Source organism: Cryobacterium sp. PAMC25264 (genome assembly GCF_019443325.1).
GTDB lineage: Bacteria > Actinomycetota > Actinomycetes > Actinomycetales > Microbacteriaceae > Cryobacterium.
On the sequence record NZ_CP080383.1, the window covers coordinates 3,402,376 to 3,419,580 of the forward strand.

A 17,205-nucleotide genomic window follows, 5' to 3' on the forward strand; every position below is an offset into this window, starting at 1 on the left:
GCGTGGAGTGCATGGCGGATGCAGCACTGATCGGCAGGGTGACCGCACCCGATCTGCACGTGATGACCTTCAACATCCGTCGCCGGCTGCCCACCCTGCGACCGGGCAGCCCCGACCGGTGGGACGGCCGCAAGGCACTGGTGGGGCGCCTGCTCACGACAGAGCAGCCCAGCCTGATCGGTGTGCAGGAGGCGCTGCCCGACCAGGTCGAGTTCCTCTCCGACGTCCTCGGGGCCGGCTATGACTGGGTGGGCCGAGGCCGGCACCCCGCCGGACACGACGAGCACAACCCGATCTTCTACGACTCCGCACGTCTGCACCTGAACGAGTGGCGCCAGCACGCACTCTCGGACACTCCCAACGAGCACGGGTCACGCTCGTGGGGCAACCTCGTGCGACGCATCGCCGTGTCGGCCGCCTTCACCGACACCGCCACCGGGGCCTCCGTGCTGGCGATCAACACGCACTTCGACCACCTCTCCCGCCGCTCCCGGCTGCGCTCGGCCGGGTTCATCCTCACCCTGGTGCGCGACGCGTACCGCCTCGACCCCGCCACCACGGTCGCGGTCACCGGCGATCTCAACACCTCGGTGAACTCGGAGGTCTACCGTCGGTTGACCGCGCCGGGCCGGCTCCGGGACAGCTGGGCTGCGGCATCCGATCGGCTGACGCCGGAGTGGGGTACCTTCTCGAACTACCGGCAGCCGCGTCCGGGCGGCACCCGCATCGACTTCGTCCTGGTGGGACCCGGCGTCGACGTGCTGAGCGCGGGCATCAACGCCGCCCGGTTCGACGGCCGAGCGGCGTCCGACCACGAACCAGTGCAGGCCGTGCTGCGCTCCGCGGCCGCCGCGGATCGACCCCACGCCGTTCGGCCCCACATCGACTAGTGCGCTGCCCATGATCCAGACATTGCTTCGGCGCCCGTCGGGAATCGCAGAGACAACGGCCGATGTGCTGCGCTCGCTGGCCGTGGTGGGCATCGTCGTGGCGAGCGTCGGGTGGGGCCCGCTTTCCGGGGTGAGTCTGACCGTCGTGGCGGTGGGGATGCTGGTGCCGCGGCTGCTGGGGCTGCGGCCGAGCGTGGACATCGCGTTCGGTATCGTCGTGCTCGTGGCCGTGTGGAGCAGCGTCCTAGACATCTACATCACCACCCGCTGGTGGGATCTGCCGGTGCACTTCGTCACCAACGGCCTCTGCGCCGCGCTGCTCTACATCGTGCTGGTGCAGCTGCGGATCGTCGCCGACCCGGACACCCTGCCCCGGCCGATGCTGTCGACCGTCGTGGTGACCACGGCGCTCGGGCTCGGCCTCGGCGTGATCTGGGAGGTGTTCGAGTGGATCGGCCACACCTTCATCAACCAGGCCATTTTCGTGGGCTACACCGACTCGATCGGCGACTTGGTCTGGGGCGGCGCCGGGGCGCTCGTCGCCGGCTGCTGCATGACCTACCTCACCGACGGGGCCGTCAGCGTGACGACCCCGCACGACAGCCTCACCGACTCCGGGGCGTGACCGGCCGGTCGAACCGCCCCGGGCGGCGCATCCGCTCGTCTAGCTGCGCACCGGCTCTTCGTCGCGGGAGAGCTCGATACCGGCGAAGGTGGGGTCGTCGTCGAAGGACTTCATGCGGGCCACCTGGTAGATGATCAGCCCGTAGACGGCCTTGGCGAGGATGTCGGCCACGGAGTACCCCACCTGCTTGTAGACCCAGGCGTCGGATCCGGCGATGTTGAGCAGCGGCAGCAGGTAGGCGATCGGGTAGACGCCCCAGCTCAGCAGCAGCAGATAACGCAGCCGCCCCAGCGTGGCGCGCACGCTCTTCGGCTGCCGGTCGAGCGACTTGCTCAGCTGCACGAACAGAACGTAGAGGATGTAGAGGAACGGGATGGTGGACAACAGGCCGAACAGCCCGCGCACCCCGTTATCTCCGCTGATCTCACCCGGGTAGCCGAGGATGATCATGAGCGCGGCGGCCGGAACCAGCCCGCGCAAGAGCCGGGTCTGCACCGAGCGTGCGAGCGCCAGCACGGCGATCAGCTCCACAAGCAGCAGCGGCACGGTGAGCAACCAGTCCACGTACCGGTAGCCCTCGTTGAACCCCACACCGGCTGCCTGCGCGTAGTCGCCCTGCCCGCCGGCCGCCTCGGTGACGAACGCCGCCTTGAACGAGTCGAAGATGCGGAAGTAGTGATACGCGGCGATGCCGCAGACCACGATGGCCACCGTGATCGCGGCCCGGTAGCGCGGCAGGATGCGAGGCAGGGAGATAAGCAGGAACACCGCGGTGAAGAGCTGCGCAGCAATCACCAGGGACAGGAAGTTGTAGACGGTGTCGTATTGCCCGGGGGACAGGATGTCGGGAATCATGATGCACTCCTTTGTGAGGAACTGCGTGAGTTATGTGAGGAACTGCGTGAGAGAAACGGGTGCAGGAACAGGTGACAACCACCCGCAAAATGCGATGGCAGGATCATTGAACCGTTAAGTGACTTACTAAGTCAACTATTAAGTGAACTTCTTTGCCGGGAGTGTCGATAGACTGCTTTCACCCGCCGCGACCCAGCAGGCTCGCCGCTCCAGCCGGAGGAGACATGCACAATCCCGATCGGGCGTCGCACACGCTCACCGGCTTTCCGGCCGCAGCATCCGCTTTCGTCAGCGCCCTCGAGGGCAATCGGCGCCGAATCGCGGAGGACGCCGGCCTGTCCGGAACCGAGCTTCGCGCGCTGTTCCGGGTGGCCCAGGCCGTGAGCATCACGCCCAAGGATCTGGCCGCCCACCTCGGCCTCACAACTGGCGCCGTCACCGCGATCGCCCGGCGCCTCGTCGACGCCGGTTTCGTCACCCGCACCGACCATCCCGGCGACCGCCGCAGCCTCTACCTGGAGCTCACGCCGGACGGTCATGCGATCATGGGGCAGATCCACCACGACTTCGCGGAGATGCTCTCGGACTCCACCTCGAGCCTGAGCGCCGACCAGCTGGCGGACTTCACCGCTGCGCTCACCTCGGTCGCTGCCGAGGTGCGCACCCGCTCCGGGCGCCCCTGACCCACCCTCCCGGAGTTCACCCATTGCCACGCGGTTATATATCTGATAGATATATGAAGGACAGAACGGAGCTGACGATGTCGGTGTCAGATCAAACCCAGATGGCCGTGCTCGGTGGGCTCAGCCTTGCTCCGATGACCGGGTACGCCCTGCGGGAACAGATCCGCGACACCCTCGGACAGTTCTGGTCCGAGAGCTTCGGTCAGATCTATCCCGCACTCACGCTCCTGGAACGCGACGGCCTGATCGAGCGCCGGGAGTCGCTGCGCTCCGGGTCGTCCATCTTCGCCGTGACACCCAGCGGAGTGCAGCGGCTGCGCGAGCTGCTGGCCGAGGCCCCTGCCCGGGAAAAGCCACGTAATGGCCTGTTGCTCCGGCTGTTCTTCGGGCGCCAGCTGGGCCCGGACGCATGCCGGCGCCTCGTGCAGGACGCCCGGAGTCGAGCCGAAGCCGAACTGGCCGGGCTGAGCGCCATCCGCGCCGAGGTCGAGGCCGACGACAGCGCGGATGCCCCCTACATCCTGCTCACGGTCATGGCCGGCGAGCACGCTGCCCGGGCCACCCTCGCCTGGGCCCACGACGCGTTGGACGTTCTCGACGGCCAGGCCACAGCCGCCCAGAGGTCGCAATGAGCGCGGGCCTGGTGACGGGAGCGGCCCTGCTCTTCAGCGCGCTGATGGCCGGGCTGATCGTCTTCCAGACCGCGCTGATCGCCGGCGCCCGCTCGGCCACTTCGCTTGGGGAGGGCAGGACCGGGTGCTGCCCGTGCAGAAGCGGCTGGGCAGCGCCATCTCGATCGGGCTCTACCTCATCTTCGCGGTGCTGGTGCTGCAGCGGGCCGGCCTGGCCACCGTGCTGCCCTGGCCGGTGTGGTGGCCGTGGCGGTCTGGGTGCTGGCGGGGTACTTCGCGCTCGGGATCGTGATGAACGCGGCCTCCCGGTCGCGGCCGGAGCGGTGGACCATGGCGCCGCTCTGCGCGCTGCTCGCGGCGCTCACCGTGGTGGTCGCGCTGGGCTGAGCCCGGCGAGGTTCACCGCGAGGGACGAGCTGGTCGTGACTAATACGTTGATCGAGCTTGTCGAGATCCCGGGAGGCGAATGCGTTGGCGACATCACACAGGGGGCTCCATTCCGCGACATGGTCGACCTCGCCGTGCAGGCCGAGAACCCGGCGTGTTCAGGAAATTTCCGGGCCGGCCGGATTAGGGTTTTTTCATGGGTTTCACCGCGCCGCAGCCGCCGAGTGGCGCCGCCGAGACGTTCGCCGACGCCCTCAGGGCTCTCGCACTCGTGGGAATCGTGGTTGCCGGGGTGGGCTGGGGGCCGGTAGCCGGGGTGAGCGTGTCTCTCGTGGCCGGCGGCATGGTGCTGTCCCGTCTGGCACAGGTGCGTCCGAGCGTCGACATCGCCTTCGGTGTGGTGCTGCTCGTGGCCGTGTGGAGCAGCGTGCTTGACCTCTATGTCACCGTGCGCTGGTGGGACATCCCCATGCATTTCCTCACGAACGGCCTCTGCGCCGTCCTGCTGTACCTCGTACTCGTGCGCCTCGGGGTGTTGTCCGACACCTCGGCCCTCCCCCGCCCCGTCGCATCCGCCGTGACCATGACCACGGCGCTCGGCTTCTCCCTCGGATTCGTGTGGGAGATTTTCGAGTGGCTCGGGCATACCTTCGTCGACGACGCCATCTATGTGGGCTACACCGACACCATCGGCGACCTCGTCTGGGGCGGTGCCGGCTCGATGCTCGCGGGCTTCACCCTGGTGTACCTCGCGGCGACGCCGCGGCGGCCGGCTGGCGACAGTTCTCCACACGCCGTCGAGGCACTCGAGCGGCGCTGAATCGCCGCGGCCGCGTCGGTTTGGTAGTCCGAGACATGCCGGGGCACAGACCTGCAGTACGGTGAAACACATCCGCACGCCCCGTCGAGAGGTCACCGCATGACCGGGTCCGCCGTCGTCACGCCGATCGCACCGCGCCTCCAGGCCGACCGCTACCTCGTGCCCGATGTGGCGCGCGGCGTCGCGATCATGGCGATGCTCGTCGCGCACGCGGGGCCGGTCATGGCCACCCAACCGGCCGCCACCCTCTTCCTGCAGGGGCAGCTCAATGACGTCGCCTCGCCGCTGTTCGCCACCACGATGGGCGCCGCGGCGGCGATCGTGCTGGCCAAGGCTGGAAACAGTCGCGGGGCGGTGCGTTCCGTACTCGTACAGAACATCATCCGCGGCGCCATCCTGGTGGGGCTGGGCCTGTGGCTGGCCAGTTGGGGCAGCTGGATCGCGGTCGTGTTGTCGTTTCTGGGCATCGTGCTCGCCATCGGCACTCCGCTGGTGCTGCTCCGCACCCGGGCGTTGATCGCCGCGTTGGCGGTGGTCCTGGTTTTGGGCGCCCCGCTCAACGACCTGATGCTGGCCGCCACCGGCCCGCTCATCACGGTGGGCGAGCGCACCCCGGCGAGCTTCCTGCTCGAGTGGGTCTTCCTCAGCCCGCACTACCGGGTGACCAACCTGCTGCCCTGGTTCCTGTTCGGTGCGCTGCTGTTCCGCATCCGTTTCGGCGGCCGCACCGCCGGGTGGGTGCTGCTGGCGATCGCCGTGCCCGCGTGGTTCGCCGACCCGCTGATCCGAAGCGTCACCGGAGCCGAGTTCAGCCCCACAGGCAGCTACCTCGACACCCTGCACGACACCGGGCTGGTGCTGCTGGCGCTCGGCCTCATCATGCTGCTCAACTCGATCCGCCAGAGACCCGCCGCGACCGTCGTGCGCGCGGTCTTCCTGCCTCTACGGGCGATCGGCTCGATCTCGCTGTCGCTCTATGTGTTCCAGGTGGGGTGGTGGCGCTGATGTACAAGAACGGCATCCGCTTCGGCAGCACCGACCCGGTGGCTTGGCTGGTTCTCGTCGTGGGCGTGCCCATCGTAGGCATCCTCTGGTGGCGGTTCGTGGGCCGTGGGCCGATCGAATGGCTAATCGGCGTGGTCAGCGGCCGGTACCACCCCGGCTTCTTCCGGCGCCCGCGAGAACGGTGAAAGTGCCGCTTCACGGCGCTGATGTAGCCACCCCCTCGCTCTCGCGGAGCGTTATGGCGCGTGCTACCGTCGGGGCATGACCCCGCAGGAGCTCGAGAATCTGGTGTGCCTGCGCCGCGCGCGTGACCTCATCGACCGGGACTACGCCCAACCGCTGGACGTGCCCACCATCGCCCGGCGCGCGCTGATGTCGCCCGCGCATTTCTCCCGGCAGTTCCGTGCGGCCTACGGCGAAACGCCCTACAACTACCTGATGACCCGCCGCATCGAGCGGGCGATGCAGCTGTTGCGGGCCGGTGCGACCGTGACGGATGCGTGCATGGCGGTCGGCTGCACCTCGCTCGGCTCGTTCAGTTCCCGGTTCACCGAGATCGTGGGCGAGAGCCCGAGCGCGTACCGCCGCCATGAGCACGGCGCGGTCAAGGCCATGCCGGCCTGTGTGGCGATGGCACACACGCGTCCGGCACGCACTGGCGCATCCGGCTCGTCGAGCGGTCCCGTGTCGAGCCGTCCCGCTTCGAGCAGGATCGAAGAAGCCGGCTGCGCGGCGGCGGCCTAAAGTCGCCGGTATGACAATCTCACTGCAGTACTGCAACATCACCGTGAACGACGTCGATGAGGCCATCGCCTTCTACAGCGGCGCCCTCGGCCTGCAGGTGCGAAGCGATGTGCCTTCGGGCAGGTACCGCTGGGTCACCCTGGGCAGCGACGCGCAGCCTGGGCTCGAGATCGTGCTCTCCGAACCGCACGCCGGACGCTCGCCGGCCGACGGCGACGCGATGCAGGAGCTGCTCACCAAGGGCGTGCTGCCGATGCTCGTCTTCCGCTCCGACGACGTCGACGCGACCTTCGAGACCCTCCGCGCCTCGGGCGCCGAGGTGCTGCAGGAACCGATCGACCAGCCCTGGGGCCCGCGCGACTGCGCCTTCCGCGACCCGTCGGGCAACACCGTGCGCATCGCTCAGGCGCCGGCCGACTAGGCATCGCGCTGTCGGCGAGACCCTAGGCGTCGGCGGGCGGCGAGGACGGAACCCGGCGGTCGGCGAGGGCCGCCTGGTGCAGCGGCTCCAGCGCGGAGTCGAGGGCCGCTTCGAGCGGCCAGGCCGAGTGCATCGGCTGGCTGAGCACGAGCCCGCCCTGGATGGCGGCGAGGATCACCACGGCAATGCGCTGGGGGTCGACCTCCCGGTCGATCTGACCGGCGGCCTGCATTTTTGTCACGCCCACTGCCAGCAAGTCCCGCCAGTCAGCCATGCTGGCGCCCAGGAATGCCTCCAGGTCGGGATCGGTCATGGCGGCCTGCGTGGCCAGCGACCCGATCGGGCACGCCCAGCGCCCCAGGCCCAGGTAGTACTCCACCAGGGCGGCACGCCACTGGTTCCAGGACTCCCAGGTGCTCAGGTCGTGGACGAATGGCTCCTGGGCCTCGAGGAGCTGCTGACCCTCCCAGGTTGCGACCTCGCGCACGAGCTCGGTCTTGCCGCCGGGAAAGTAGTGGAAGAGCTGGCTCTTGCTAGTGAGCGTGGCCGCACGCACGGTGTCCAGAGTGGTGCCGCCGATCCCCGCGGCGAGGATCTGCTCGCCGGTGGCCTCGATGATCCGCTGCCGAGTGGCCCGGCCGCGGGCTGTGATCTTCTTCTCCTCCATTTTTCGATCGTAGCTCACTGGACCGCTTGGTCCATACTGTGGTACGAATGGACCATGAAGTCCACTCCTGAAGATCGCCGGTCCCTCGTCGCCGACTCCCATCGCGCCGCCTTCGGGGCCGAGTCGACCGCCCTCGAGGTGGTGGAGGGGGTCGACCTGACCGGTCGCTCCGCTCTCGTCACCGGGGCGAGCTCCGGCATCGGGGTGGAGACCGCCCGAGCTCTGGCCGCCGCCGGTGCGGGCGTCACTCTCGCCGTTCGGGACCTCGCGGCCGGCGCCCGCACGGCCGCGGACATCCGTGCGACTACCGGAAGCGACATCGTGCGGGTGGTCCACCTCGACCTGGCCGACCTCGGCTCGGTGCGAGACTTGGCCGCGAGCTGGACCGGGCCGCTGCACATCCTGGTGAACAACGCGGGGATCATGCACACCCCCGAACTGCGCACCCCGGCCGGTTGGGAGCTGCAGTTCGCGGTGAACCACCTGGGCCACTTCGCCCTCGCGACGGCGCTGCATCCGGCCCTCTCCGCGGCCGGCAACGCCCGGATCGTGGCGGTGAGTTCGAGCGGGCACGGGTCCAGCGGTATCCGGTTCGACGACCTGTTCTTCGAGCGGGATGCCTACGACTCGGGCCTCGCGTACGGCCAGTCGAAGACCGCGAACGTGCTGTTCGCCCTCGAGGCCACCCGGCGGTGGGCGGACGACGGCATCACCGCGGCCGCCCTGATGCCCGGAGGTATCTGGACGAACCTGCAGCGGCACTGGGATCCGGAGATGCTGGCCGGGATGAAGCGCCGCTATCCGGGGAAGAGTGCGGCGCAGGGGGCCGCGACCTCGGTGTTCGTGGCCACCCGGGCGACGCTCGGCGTGGGGACGCCCGGGTACTACGAAGATTGCCACCCGGCCCAGGTAGTGCCGGCGATCGAGGACGGGATCCACGGTGTGGTGCCGCACGCGCTCGATGCGCAGGCCGCCCGCCGGTTGTGGGAGGTCTCGGCCGGGTTGGTCACCTCGGCCTGACGGCTCACGGGGACTCGACAGGCTCGACCAGCGCGTGGTCGCGACCATCAGACCGACTCACGGGGACTCGACAGGCTCGACCGACGGACGGGCGCGACCTGCGAACCAGGTCACCGGGTCTCGACGAGCTCGACCGACGACGGGGGCGCGACCGACGATGGGGGCGGACGGGCCGCCCGGCCGCGGATGAGCCGGGGCATACTGGCGGCAAGCGCGCGACGCTCCTCGACCTCCGGCTGCGGGGCAGCGCGCATCGGGAGGGACCAGCGTGAGCTTCTGGATCTGCGCGACCTGCGGCGTCGAGCACGCCGACAACGCCGGGGTGTGCGCCATCTGCGCCGACGAACGACAGTGGGTACCGGCGGCGGGCCAGCAGTGGACGACCCTGTACGACCTGCACGAGGCCGGCACCCAGGCCAGGCTGCTCGACCTCGAGCCGGATCTGTTCGGCATCGAGAGCACGCCCGCCGTGGGCATCGGCCAGCAGGCCAAACTACTCTGCACGCCCTCCGGCACGGTGCTCTGGGACCCGATCGGGTTCGTCGACAACGACATCGCCACCCAGGTGCTCGAGCACGGGCCGGTGCGGGCGGTCGTGGCGAGTCACCCGCACATGTTCGGCGTTCAGGTGGAGTGGAGCCGGGCGCTCGGGCATCCTCCGGTGCTCGTGGCCGAAGTCGACCTGGCCTGGTTGGCCCGGCGCGACCCGGTCATCCAGCCCTGGTCCAGCGAGGTGCACCTACTGCCGGGCGTGACGCTCGTGCAGGTGGGCGGGCATTTCCCCGGCAGCGCCGTCATCCACTGGGCAGACGGCGCCGGCGGCCGGGGAGTGCTGCTCAGCGGCGACACCGTGTTCGCCAACCCCGACCGCAGCTCGGTGAGTTTCATGCGCAGCTACCCCAACCGGCTGCCCCTCTCGGGCCCGGTCGTGGAGCGCATCGCGCGCACGCTGGAGCGATTCGAGTTCGACCGGCTGTACGGCAACTTCGACAACATGATCGCGGCGGATGCCCGGGCGATCGTGCGCCGGTCGGCCGACCGGCACTGGGACTGGGTGCGCGGCGACTTCGACCACCTCACCTGAGGCGCGGCTCGACACAGCAGGCGGCCCGGGCCACACAGCCCGGCCAGGCAGCGGGGTCAGGTAGCCGGGCCCAGTAGCCGAGTCACGTGGTCCGCAGGGGCCGGTCGGGCGGTTCGGGCAGCATACGTAGACCCACGGGCGTGTTGGCCACCTGCACGAGTTCGTCGATCCAGGCCGCGGTCAGGTCGCCGGGCGCGCCCCCAGGGCCCGCTCTGCTGCCGACCCCTCGGGCAGCACGAGGTCGAAGGTCGCCTCGCCCAGCCGCACGGTGACCACCACGGCAGCGAGGTATTTCGGATGCGGCGCCACGGTGACCCGGTCGATCGCACCGAGCGGAATCGTGCTGTGCGAGCGGGACAGATCGGGGGTGTTGCCGCGCACCAGCCAGGCCTTCCGCCCCAGGATGTGCAGCTCGGTTTCGGTGCGGCAGAGCACGGCGCCGTGCAGCGTCATCGGGTAGAGGGCGTGCACGGCCCGGGTGAGCAGGCCGCCGCGCGGGATGAGCCCCGCACGCCCGTGGGCGGCGAGCAGGCTCGCACCGAAGTGGTGGCGCAACAGGTCGAAGTACGAGGTGACCAGGCCCACGTCCTGCTTGCCGAGGTCGAGCAGGTCGAGCGCCGGCGGCGCATCCGTTGCGGGCAGGGTCGCGGCGCCGGCTCGCGGGGCCGCGCGGGTCAGCTCGCCCAGCACGTCGATGAGTCGGGTGATCACTTCCTGGGACGACCCGTTGTACGGCACGGCGAGCGTGTCGCCCGCGCGCGTGAGGATGCTCAGCCGGCCGTCGACGAGGTCGACGGTGTCGGTGATCGCCACGATGTCGGCGTAGCCGAGGGCGCGCTCGGTGAAGCTGCCGCCCGTGCGGCTGAGCACGATGAGCGCGGCCGGGGCCACGATGATGAGGTGGTCGTAGAGGTCCATCGTGGGCAGCGCGTCCCGGCGGCTGATGTTGCGGGGCACCTTGAGCACTAGGCGACTGACAGCGAAGTCCACCGGGTAGTCCCGGTAGAGGCCGGGCACCTCGGCGGCATTTCGCACCTGGTCCACCCAGGGGCCGAACGCGTCGAACTCCGCCGATCGGGTCATATCCGTCGCACTCACTGGCTGCCTTCTGCGAGCCCGCTCCGGTGCGCGCCCGCTCACGGCCGCTGTGCCGCTGATGATCAGGCTAGACCGTGAGGACCGTACGGGCCGACCGGTCAGAGCGGTGTGCGAACCGAACGGATGAGCCGACGAAGCCATCTTCGATACTGTTAGCACGATCGGGCCCGCCACCGGTCGCGCCGCGCCGACGCCCTCACGACAGACTGCACAGCGCTGTCCCCAGGTTATCCACATGACAATCCACAGCCTGTGAGTAGTCAGGGCGGGGATTTCCACACCCTGTGCACAGATTTATCCACAGGTGTGAACACGAATGCAGGTTCGAAACTCTGCGGCCTGCCCTCGGGATGGGCCTAGAGCGTTGAAGGGATGCGGGCTACGCTCCCCCGCATGCAGACCCAACATTATGAACTCACGGTGCACGCGCCGGCCGAGGTGGTGTGGGAAACGATGCTGGACGATGCGACCTACCGCCTCTGGGCGAGCGCGTTCCATCCCGGCTCCTACTTCGAGGGCTCCTGGCTGCAGGGCAGCGAGATCCTCTTCCTGGGGGACAACGAAGACGGCACGGCGAGCGGCATGGTGGGGGTGATCGCCGAACACCGCCCGCACGAGTTCGTCTCGATCGAATACCGCGGGCAGATCGTGAACGGCGTCGAGGACACCACGAGCGACGGTGCCCGCGCCATCGCCGGCACACACGAGAATTACACCTTCATCGAAGCCGATGGGGTCACCACCGTCACGGTGGACATCGACGTGGACGACCAGTACGCCGACATGTTCGCCGAGATGTGGCCCCGTGCCCTCATCGCGCTCCGGGATCTCTCCGAGGCCGAGGCCCACACCCGCGGGCAGCATCCGGCCGACCGGGAGGGCTGACCGGGGTGCGGGCATCCGTCACCCCGTCTCGGGCCCTGGAGACAGGGGGATGCCGGAGCTACACTCACGCCATGGAATCCCAGCAATTCTTGATCCAGGTGCACGCGTCGGCGGTCGTCGTCTGGCAGACCATGTTCGACGACACGACCTACCGCCAGTGGACGAGTGTGTTCAACCCGGGTTCCAACTTCGAGGGCAACTGGTTGCCCGGCAGCGAGATCCGATTCCTGGGCAGCAACCCGGATGGTACCCACGGCGGCCTGACCGGGATGTTCGGCGTGATCACCGAGAACCGCCCCTACGAATTCGTTCTCATCGAGTATCAGGGTCAAATCGTCAACGATGTCGACGACACCACCAGTCGCGAGGCACGGCAGCTGATCGGAGCTCGGGAGTCCTACTCTCTCAACGAGGTCGATGGGGTCACGACCGTCACCGTCGACGTGGACACGGCGGATACCTACGCCGAACTCTTCGGCGAGCTATGGCCGCAGGGACTGGCCAAGCTCAAGGAACTGGCCGAGGACCGGTCGAATCGTCAACAACGTCGATGACACCAGCAGCCGCGAGGCATGGCAGCTGATTAGGGCCCGCAAGAACCGATACGCCCTAGGGACGCCGGGCGCGAATGGCGCCATAGCCGCGCATGAGTTGGGGCACGACGAGGTACACGGCGACAGGCACCACCACGACGGACAGCACGAAGGCGCGCAGTACCGGGTTCCAGTCGCCGGCGAAGGGAGCGATGGCGAAGAATCCGAGGGTGACCAGCGGGAAAATCGCGATCCAGGTGATGACGGCACGGACATGCACCGACGGCGGCCCAACGGTGGCGCGGGGAGGGTGAGAAAACGACATGGAGTGATCCTTTCGACTGGCGGGACGGCTGTCCCGGCGGGTACGAACCGCGAGCGGCCCGTCTGCCTCTACGGTGCCGTGATCTCCCTCCCTACTGAAACAATCATTGCCAAAATTGGGACAGAGTGCTTGGCTGATTTCATGAGCAGCGCACCCCGGATCGTTGAAGAACTCACCCAGATCGCTCCGCGCCTGCGACGTGCCAGGGAGAAGAAGAACGTGACCCTGGCGGAGCTCGCCGCGGCGACCGGGATCTCCAAGAGCACGCTCTCCCGGCTCGAGTCCGGGCAGCGCAAGCCCAATCTCGAACTCCTCTTGCCCATCGTGGCGGCGCTGGCGGTACCGTTCGAAGACATCGTCAACCCGCCGCGGGTGGAGGACCCGCGGGTGCCGCAGAAATCGACCCGATCCGACGGACGCACCCTCACCCCGCTGTCGCAGCATCAGGGGGAGCCGCAGGCGTTCAAGATCGTCATCCCCGCCACCGACCGGGAACCAGCACCACGCAGCCACACCGGCTACGAGTGGATCTACGTGCTCTCCGGACGGCTACGGCTGATTCTTGGCGAACACGACGTCGTCCTCGGCACGGGTGAGGCCGCGGAGTTCGACACCCGCAATCCGCACTGGTTCGGCTCCGCCGGCACGGATTCGGTGGAGATCCTGAGCATGTTCGGCAAACAGGGCGAGCGCATCCACCTGCGCGCCCGGTCCACGCCGGCCACATCGAGCTGACCGATCATGACGATGCCGGTACTGGCCACAAAACTGTTCGTCCCCGTTCCCAGACCCCACGCCATCGCCCGGCGCCGGCTCATCGACAAGCTGAACGACGGGCTCCACTGCGGCCGCAAGCTGACGCTGGTGTCGGCGCCAGCCGGGTTCGGCAAGACCACTCTGCTCAGCGGGTGGCTGGCCGATGCCCGCCGGCAGAACGCCCTGCTGCGAGTGGCCTGGATTTCGCTCGACGAAGGCGACAACGACCCGACCCGGTTTCTCGAGTACCTCATCAGCGCCCTGCATCAGGCGGACCCCACGCTCGACGTGGAGGCGGCGGGCCTGCTGGGATCTGTCGAGCTGACGTTGACGGCACTCATCAACGCCGTCGCGACGACTAGCCACCCGATAGTCCTGGTGCTCGACGATTTCCAGGCCATCGAGGCGCAACCCGTCCGTGATGCCGTCTTGTTCCTGATCGACCACCAGCCGTCCACTCTGCACGTGGCCCTGGCCAGCCGATCCGATCCGCTCCTCCCGGTGGCACGGCTGCGCGCCGGCGGCGAACTCACCGAGATGCGGGCAGCCGACCTGCGCTTCGCCCCGGCCGAGGCGGCCGAATTCCTCAACGAGATGATGGGGCTGAACCTGTCCGCCACGGATGTCGCGGTGCTCGACGCCCGCACGGAGGGATGGATCGTCGGGCTCCAGCTGGCCGCCCTGTCGCTGCGGGAGCGTGACGACGTGTCGGGTTTCATCTCGGGCTTCGCCGGCAGCAACCGGTTCGTCCTCGACTATCTCGTGGAGGAGGTGCTGCAGCGCCAACCCGCGACGGTGCGCGACTTCCTGCTGCGGACCTCCGTCCTGGACGGTCTGAACGGCGCGCTCTGCGACGCGGTCACCGGACTCACCGGCGGCAGCGAGATGCTGTCCGCCTTGGAACGGGACAACCTGTTCGTGGTTCCGCTGGACGACCGGCGGGAGTGGTACCGCTACCACCCCCTGTTCGCCGACGTGCTCCGGGCCCGGCTGGCCGGCCAGGATCCCGGCCCGCGTGTTCTGCATACCCGCGCGAGCGAGTGGTACGAACGCCACGACCTCATCGAGAACGCCGTGACACACGCGCTGGCGGCCGACGACGTCGAGCGGGCGGCCCGGCTGATCGAGCTCGCCGTTCCGGCCGTGCGGCTGAGCCGGCACGACGCCACCCTGCTGCGCTGGCTGGCGCTGTTGCCGGCACCCGTCATCCGTCGCCGGCCGGTTCTGGGCGTCTATCGCGCGTGGTCTTCGCTCGTCGCCGGCGATGTGGAGGCCGTTGAACCACAGCTGGCCGCCGCGGAAAGCTCCCTGGCCACCCGGGATGCCGCGGGGCGGCCGGCGCACGACTCGGCGCCGAGCGAAGAACTGCGCACCCTGCCCGTGACGATCGCCGTGTACCGGGCCGCGGTGGCGCAGGCCCGCGGAGACCTGGCCGGCATGAGAACCCACGCGCAACGGGCCCTGGACCTCACCGAACCCGGCGACCATCTGGGCCGGGGTGCGGCGGCGGGGTTCCTCGGCTCGCCGCGTGGGCCACCGGCGACCTCGACGCCGGGGTGCGGGCGTTCGGCGAGGTCCGCATCAGCCTGCGGCGGGCCGGCAACCTGGCGGATGCGCTCAGCACGACCATCCCCACCGCCGACATGCTTCTGGGCCAAGGCCGACTGCGGGATGCCCAGCGTCTCTATGAGGACGCACTCGGGGAGGCGCTCCGGCTGACCGTCGCGGACGGTACTCCCCCGCAGTCCACCGGCGACCTGGAGGTGGGGCTCAGCGAGATCCTGCGGGAGCAGAACGACCTGCCCGCTGCCCTGGCCCACCTGGCCGCGAGCGAGGCGCTGGGCGAACCGGCTCATTCGCACGAGAATCGGTACCGCTGGTTCGTGTCGATGGCACGCATCCGGCAGGCGGAGGGAGACCCCGAGGCCGCGCTCGAGCTGCTCGGCACGGCGGAGCAGGACTACCGACGCGGGTTCCTGCCGGAACTGCGCCCGATCGACGCGCAGACGGCTCGAGTCTGGATCGGCCAGGGACGCCTGGACGAGGCTACCGCGTGGGTGACCGCGCGGGGCCTGTCGAGCACGGATGCCCCGGTCTACCTGCGCGAATTCGAGCACCTCACCCTGGCCCGGCTGCTGATCGCCGCACACCGGGCCGCCCCCGGCACGGGCCGGCTCCGCGAGGCCCTGCACCTGCTGGGCCGGCTGCTCGCGACCGCCGAGACCGGGCACCGCTGGGGCAGCGTGACCGAGATCCAGCTACTGCAGGCGCTCGCGCACGCGGCGAACGGCGACACCATCCGGGCGCTCGAATCCCTGGAGCAGGCCCTCCGGCGCGCGGAGCCGGAGGGGTACTGCCGGCTGTTCCTCGACGAGGGCGAACCGCTGGTGGCACTGCTGCGGAACGCCTCGGCAGCCGGCATCAGTCCCGCGGTCGTCCAACGCCTGAGCAACACCATCGCGCCGGATGAGGGTGCGCTGCCGTTGGGTGAGAGCGCGGCCCCGGCGGGCGGGCTCGCCGAGCCGCTGAGCGAGCGCGAACGGCAGGTGCTGCGGTTGCTGGCCAGCGAACTGAGCGGACCCGACATCGCCCGGGAGCTTTACATCTCGCTGAACACCCTGCGCACCCACACCCGGCACATCTTCGGCAAGCTCGACGTGAACAGCCGCCCCGCGGCCGTGCGCCGGGCCGAGGCGCTGGGCCTGCTCTAGCCGTTGAGTTGCAGCCGCGGAGCTGCACAATCACCATCTCGATCACCATGCCGGGTGATGCCGCGTCACCAGGTCCCTCCGTAGATTCGCCAGCATCCTCAGGTTTCCGCCGAGGTGTACCCGGATCAAGGAGAACAGCCATGAGCATCTCGACCACCACACTGACCCGCGCCGCCGGCGCATCCGCCGCCCTGGCCGGACTGATCTATATCGTCATTCAGTTCATCCATCCCCGTGACGTCATCGCCTCGATCACCACCCCGATGTGGCTGGTCGTGCACCTGCTCAGTATGAGCATGGCCGTGCTGGCGCTGATCGGGCTGGCGGGCCTGTACCTCAGCCAGGTGCGCCGGCTCGGGGTGCTCGGCCTGATCGGCTACCTCATGTTCAGCCTCTTCTTCATCCTGCAGTCGGCCTTCAACTTCGCCGAGGCGCTCATCGCACCCCTGCTCACGGATGCCGCGCCCCAGTTCGCCACGGACTTCGTCGGCCTGTTCGGCCGTTACGCCAGCACGACCGATCTCGGGCCGCTGGCCCTGGTGGTGCCCGTGGGCAGCGCCCTCTATATCGTCGGCGCCCTCATGTTCGGCATCGCGCTCCTCCGTGCCCGGGTCCTGTCCCGCGGGGCGAGCATCCTGCTCATCGTCGCGGCCGCGCTGACGCCCGTGGCCGGTCTGCTTCCGCACACCGTCGAACGGATGGCCGCGATTCCGATGGGTCTGGCGCTGATCTGGCTCGGCTACTCGCTGTGGTCGACCCAGCGCCGGGCGGTGCAGCAGCCCACCGAAGGTGCCGAGGGCACCACGGGCACCGAACGAGGCATCCGCCGTGCCACCCAGACTCGCTGACCCGCACCGCTTCGAGATCCGCATCCAGGGACAGCTGGATGTGGGCTGGAGCGATTGGTTCGACGGCTTCGAGCTGACCGATTGCCGAGACGGAACCACCATCCTGACCGGCGCGGTCACCGACCAGGCCGCCCTGCACGGGATCCTGCGGCGCATCGGCGACGTGGGACTCACCCTCCTCTCGGTCAACCCAATGCCGTCCCGTCCCTAGGAGCT

The 17,205-nt window shown here is 69.0% G+C and carries 22 protein-coding genes and 1 pseudogene; 19 read left to right on the top strand and 4 right to left on the bottom strand.

The genetic code is table 11. The features are described 5' to 3' along the window. Positions 1-11 precede the first annotated feature (11 nt). Together KY500_RS15915 and KY500_RS15920 are read left to right on the top strand one after the other, a co-directional pair. Positions 12-890 (top strand): endonuclease/exonuclease/phosphatase family protein, encoded by an 879-nt coding sequence (locus tag KY500_RS15915; protein WP_219901375.1) that lies wholly within the window; start codon positions 12-14, stop codon positions 888-890. A 10-nt stretch (positions 891-900) separates the two neighbouring features. Beyond that, positions 901-1,515, top strand: coding sequence for a hypothetical protein (locus KY500_RS15920; protein ID WP_219901376.1), 615 nt, complete (start codon positions 901-903; stop codon positions 1,513-1,515). 39 nt (positions 1,516-1,554) lie between these two features. On the opposite strand, the gene KY500_RS15925 is transcribed toward KY500_RS15920, so the two are convergent. After that, positions 1,555-2,370, bottom strand: coding sequence for a bacteriorhodopsin-like (locus tag KY500_RS15925; protein ID WP_219901377.1), 816 nt, complete (start codon positions 2,368-2,370; stop codon positions 1,555-1,557). 224 nt (positions 2,371-2,594) lie between these two features. Here KY500_RS15925 and KY500_RS15930 point away from each other — a divergent pair, with 224 nt between their 5' ends. The 8 genes from KY500_RS15930 to KY500_RS15965 all read left to right on the top strand — a co-directional run bounded on the left by KY500_RS15930 (position 2,595) and on the right by KY500_RS15965 (position 7,062). Further along, entirely contained in the window at positions 2,595-3,053 is a 459-nt protein-coding gene (locus KY500_RS15930; RefSeq protein ID WP_219901378.1) for a MarR family winged helix-turn-helix transcriptional regulator, read from the top strand. Between the two features lie 77 nt (positions 3,054-3,130). Further along, the gene (locus KY500_RS15935) at positions 3,131-3,685 is read left to right on the top strand and encodes a PadR family transcriptional regulator (protein ID WP_219901379.1); all 555 of its coding nucleotides are present in this window, start codon (positions 3,131-3,133) and stop codon (positions 3,683-3,685) included. Positions 3,686-3,818: 133 nt separating this feature from the next. Beyond that, positions 3,819-3,977, top strand: a complete 159-nt coding sequence (locus tag KY500_RS19515; RefSeq protein WP_255579448.1) for a hypothetical protein — start codon at positions 3,819-3,821, stop codon at positions 3,975-3,977. Positions 3,978-4,268: 291 nt separating this feature from the next. Continuing rightward, positions 4,269-4,892, top strand: coding sequence for a hypothetical protein (locus tag KY500_RS15945; RefSeq protein ID WP_219901380.1), 624 nt, complete (start codon positions 4,269-4,271; stop codon positions 4,890-4,892). Between the two features lie 99 nt (positions 4,893-4,991). Beyond that, complete coding sequence (locus tag KY500_RS15950) at positions 4,992-5,897, top strand: heparan-alpha-glucosaminide N-acetyltransferase domain-containing protein (RefSeq protein ID WP_219901381.1); 906 nt, start codon at positions 4,992-4,994, stop codon at positions 5,895-5,897. Further along, on the top strand, positions 5,897-6,082 hold the full coding sequence (locus KY500_RS15955) for a hypothetical protein (protein WP_219901382.1): 186 nt from the start codon (positions 5,897-5,899) through the stop codon (positions 6,080-6,082). Before KY500_RS15950 ends, KY500_RS15955 begins: the two co-directional genes overlap by 1 nt. 76 nt (positions 6,083-6,158) lie before the next feature. Beyond that, a complete protein-coding gene (locus tag KY500_RS15960; protein ID WP_219901383.1) occupies positions 6,159-6,641 on the top strand; it encodes a helix-turn-helix transcriptional regulator in 483 nt (160 codons plus the stop codon). Between the two features lie 10 nt (positions 6,642-6,651). After that, entirely contained in the window at positions 6,652-7,062 is a 411-nt protein-coding gene (locus tag KY500_RS15965) for a VOC family protein (RefSeq protein ID WP_219901384.1), read from the top strand. Positions 7,063-7,084: 22 nt separating this feature from the next. Here the strand turns inward: KY500_RS15965 and KY500_RS15970 are convergent, their stop codons facing one another. Then, positions 7,085-7,729, bottom strand: a complete 645-nt coding sequence (locus KY500_RS15970; protein WP_219901385.1) for a TetR/AcrR family transcriptional regulator — start codon at positions 7,727-7,729, stop codon at positions 7,085-7,087. Positions 7,730-7,783: 54 nt separating this feature from the next. Between KY500_RS15970 and KY500_RS15975 the strand changes: the two genes are divergently transcribed. Then, the gene (locus KY500_RS15975) at positions 7,784-8,749 is read left to right on the top strand and encodes an SDR family NAD(P)-dependent oxidoreductase (RefSeq protein ID WP_219901386.1); all 966 of its coding nucleotides are present in this window, start codon (positions 7,784-7,786) and stop codon (positions 8,747-8,749) included. A 268-nt stretch (positions 8,750-9,017) separates the two neighbouring features. Further along, the gene (locus tag KY500_RS15980; RefSeq protein WP_219901387.1) at positions 9,018-9,833 is read left to right on the top strand and encodes an MBL fold metallo-hydrolase; all 816 of its coding nucleotides are present in this window, start codon (positions 9,018-9,020) and stop codon (positions 9,831-9,833) included. Between the two features lie 180 nt (positions 9,834-10,013). Here KY500_RS15980 and KY500_RS15985 read toward each other — a convergent pair whose 3' ends face one another. Further along, complete coding sequence (locus KY500_RS15985) at positions 10,014-10,916, bottom strand: hypothetical protein (protein WP_219901388.1); 903 nt, start codon at positions 10,914-10,916, stop codon at positions 10,014-10,016. A gap of 408 nt (positions 10,917-11,324) precedes the next feature. Here KY500_RS15985 and KY500_RS15990 point away from each other — a divergent pair, with 408 nt between their 5' ends. Beyond that, entirely contained in the window at positions 11,325-11,816 is a 492-nt protein-coding gene (locus tag KY500_RS15990; RefSeq protein WP_219901389.1) for an SRPBCC domain-containing protein, read from the top strand. Between the two features lie 71 nt (positions 11,817-11,887). Continuing rightward, the gene (locus KY500_RS15995; RefSeq protein ID WP_219901390.1) at positions 11,888-12,370 is read left to right on the top strand and encodes a hypothetical protein; all 483 of its coding nucleotides are present in this window, start codon (positions 11,888-11,890) and stop codon (positions 12,368-12,370) included. A gap of 55 nt (positions 12,371-12,425) precedes the next feature. On the opposite strand, the gene KY500_RS16000 is transcribed toward KY500_RS15995, so the two are convergent. Next, positions 12,426-12,674 carry a hypothetical protein gene (locus KY500_RS16000; RefSeq protein WP_219903550.1) on the bottom strand — a complete coding sequence of 83 codons (249 nt, stop codon included), beginning with the start codon at positions 12,672-12,674 and terminating at the stop codon, positions 12,426-12,428. Between the two features lie 141 nt (positions 12,675-12,815). Between KY500_RS16000 and KY500_RS16005 the strand changes: the two genes are divergently transcribed. From KY500_RS16005 to KY500_RS16020, 5 genes and pseudogenes are all read left to right on the top strand, one after another. Then, on the top strand, positions 12,816-13,409 hold the full coding sequence (locus KY500_RS16005) for a helix-turn-helix domain-containing protein (protein WP_219901391.1): 594 nt from the start codon (positions 12,816-12,818) through the stop codon (positions 13,407-13,409). A gap of 12 nt (positions 13,410-13,421) precedes the next feature. Continuing rightward, positions 13,422-13,886: pseudogene (locus KY500_RS19520) on the top strand (AAA family ATPase); the annotation flags it as partial. Between the two features lie 1,100 nt (positions 13,887-14,986). Next, positions 14,987-16,141, top strand: coding sequence for a LuxR C-terminal-related transcriptional regulator (locus KY500_RS16010; protein ID WP_219901392.1), 1,155 nt, complete (start codon positions 14,987-14,989; stop codon positions 16,139-16,141). Positions 16,142-16,281: 140 nt separating this feature from the next. Beyond that, a complete protein-coding gene (locus KY500_RS16015) occupies positions 16,282-16,989 on the top strand; it encodes a hypothetical protein (RefSeq protein ID WP_219901393.1) in 708 nt (235 codons plus the stop codon). Next, positions 16,970-17,200, top strand: coding sequence for a hypothetical protein (locus KY500_RS16020; RefSeq protein ID WP_219901394.1), 231 nt, complete (start codon positions 16,970-16,972; stop codon positions 17,198-17,200). Before KY500_RS16015 ends, KY500_RS16020 begins: the two co-directional genes overlap by 20 nt. Positions 17,201-17,205 lie beyond the last annotated feature (5 nt).

Bases quoted from the DNA above. Each gene is read 5' to 3' on its own strand.
- KY500_RS16000 (WP_219903550.1), bottom strand. From the start codon at position 12,674: ATGTCGTTTTCTCACCCTCCCCGCGCCACCGTTGGGCCGCCGTCGGTG.
- KY500_RS15955 (WP_219901382.1), top strand. From the start codon at position 5,897: ATGTACAAGAACGGCATCCGCTTCGGCAGCACCGACCCGGTGGCTTGG.
- KY500_RS15990 (WP_219901389.1), top strand. From the start codon at position 11,325: ATGCAGACCCAACATTATGAACTCACGGTGCACGCGCCGGCCGAGGTG.
- KY500_RS15945 (WP_219901380.1), top strand. From the start codon at position 4,269: ATGGGTTTCACCGCGCCGCAGCCGCCGAGTGGCGCCGCCGAGACGTTC.
- KY500_RS15970 (WP_219901385.1), bottom strand. From the start codon at position 7,729: ATGGAGGAGAAGAAGATCACAGCCCGCGGCCGGGCCACTCGGCAGCGG.
- KY500_RS16015 (WP_219901393.1), top strand. From the start codon at position 16,282: ATGAGCATCTCGACCACCACACTGACCCGCGCCGCCGGCGCATCCGCC.
- KY500_RS15950 (WP_219901381.1), top strand. From the start codon at position 4,992: ATGACCGGGTCCGCCGTCGTCACGCCGATCGCACCGCGCCTCCAGGCC.
- KY500_RS16005 (WP_219901391.1), top strand. From the start codon at position 12,816: ATGAGCAGCGCACCCCGGATCGTTGAAGAACTCACCCAGATCGCTCCG.
- KY500_RS15925 (WP_219901377.1), bottom strand. From the start codon at position 2,370: ATGATTCCCGACATCCTGTCCCCCGGGCAATACGACACCGTCTACAAC.
- KY500_RS15960 (WP_219901383.1), top strand. From the start codon at position 6,159: ATGACCCCGCAGGAGCTCGAGAATCTGGTGTGCCTGCGCCGCGCGCGT.
- KY500_RS15915 (WP_219901375.1), top strand. From the start codon at position 12: ATGGCGGATGCAGCACTGATCGGCAGGGTGACCGCACCCGATCTGCAC.
- KY500_RS15920 (WP_219901376.1), top strand. From the start codon at position 901: ATGATCCAGACATTGCTTCGGCGCCCGTCGGGAATCGCAGAGACAACG.
- KY500_RS15930 (WP_219901378.1), top strand. From the start codon at position 2,595: ATGCACAATCCCGATCGGGCGTCGCACACGCTCACCGGCTTTCCGGCC.
- KY500_RS15935 (WP_219901379.1), top strand. From the start codon at position 3,131: ATGTCGGTGTCAGATCAAACCCAGATGGCCGTGCTCGGTGGGCTCAGC.
- KY500_RS15985 (WP_219901388.1), bottom strand. From the start codon at position 10,916: ATGACCCGATCGGCGGAGTTCGACGCGTTCGGCCCCTGGGTGGACCAG.
- KY500_RS15965 (WP_219901384.1), top strand. From the start codon at position 6,652: ATGACAATCTCACTGCAGTACTGCAACATCACCGTGAACGACGTCGAT.
- KY500_RS15995 (WP_219901390.1), top strand. From the start codon at position 11,888: ATGGAATCCCAGCAATTCTTGATCCAGGTGCACGCGTCGGCGGTCGTC.
- KY500_RS15975 (WP_219901386.1), top strand. From the start codon at position 7,784: ATGAAGTCCACTCCTGAAGATCGCCGGTCCCTCGTCGCCGACTCCCAT.